Source organism: Gammaproteobacteria bacterium (assembly GCA_003696665.1).
GTDB lineage: Bacteria > Pseudomonadota > Gammaproteobacteria > Enterobacterales.
Map to the genome: position 1 here is coordinate 1 of RFGJ01000131.1, position 1,061 is coordinate 1,061.

Genomic DNA, 1,061 nt, shown 5'->3' on the forward strand with positions numbered 1-1,061 from the left:
GTTCTTGTCCACGCGCTTGAGGATCTCCTGGATCGCCTTGTCCGGCAGGTACTGGATGTCGTCGAACACGAACATGAGCTGCCGGATGTGGGCGGCGAGCTCCGGGTTCTCCTGCTCCATCTTGTCGAGGATGTTCTTGGACTCGTTCCGGCCCATCCGGTTCAGGATCTCGGCCACGGTCTTCACGCCCTGGACCTCGATGGACGACCCCGCCATGGAGGTGATCTTCTTGTCCAGGATCTCCGAGACCTTCTTCACCACCTCGGGGCTGATCTCCTCGAGGCTCGCCATGCGGCGGGCCACCTCCACCTGGAGCTCGCTCGGCAGGCTCGCGATGGCGTGGGCCGCCTTGGCCGCGTCGAGGTGCGACAGGATGAAGGCGATGGTCTGGGGGTGCTCCTTCTGGATGATCTTGCTCAGGAGCCGCGGGTCGGCCTTGCGCAGGTTCTGGAACCCGGGGCCCTGGTCCAGGTACTTCACCAGCCGGTCCAGGATCTCCCGGCACCGCTCGGGCGGCAGGCTCTTGCGCAGGATCTTCTTCGCGTACTCCACGCCCCCCTGGAGCACGTAGGAGCGCGCCAAAGCCAGGGTGTGGAACTCCCCCAGGACCGCCTCGGCCTCCTCCGGGGTGGCCTTCTCCAGCACGGCGATCTCCCGGGTCAGTTCCTGGATCTCGTCGTCCCGGAGGTGGGGGAACACGGCCTCGGTGGCCTCCTCGCCCAGCGCGAGGAACAGAATGGCCGCCTTCCGGAGGCCGGGCAGGGCTTGGGCCGTGGATTCCGGCGCAGCGTCAGGCACCGCTTACTCCTCCGTCAGCCAGCTTCGCACCAACTGGGCCGCCACCTCGGGCTCCTTTCGCATCATGTCCAGGAGCCGCTGCTTGATCAACTCGCGCCGCACGGTCTCGGTGGGCGCCTTCTCCTCGATCTCCACCTCCTCCTCGGGCGCCTCCCCCTCGAGCCGCCGCTCCATCTCGGCCACGGTGACCGGCTCGGTGATCTCGGGCACCTCCGCCGGACGGGTGAGCCAGCGCACCAGGGGCTTGAGCACCCCGAACACCA

2 protein-coding genes are annotated in these 1,061 nt (G+C 67.4%); both read right to left on the reverse strand.

The genetic code is table 11. From position 1 onward, the window contains the following. Positions 1-798 (reverse strand): flagellar motor switch protein FliG (fliG, locus tag D6694_04025; GenBank protein ID RMH45958.1); only part of this gene is annotated, 798 nt, incomplete at its 3' end. Positions 799-801: 3 nt separating this feature from the next. Continuing rightward, positions 802-1,059: a hypothetical protein gene (locus D6694_04030; GenBank protein ID RMH45957.1), complete on the reverse strand. Its 258-nt coding sequence runs from the start codon at positions 1,057-1,059 to the stop codon at positions 802-804. Positions 1,060-1,061 lie beyond the last annotated feature (2 nt).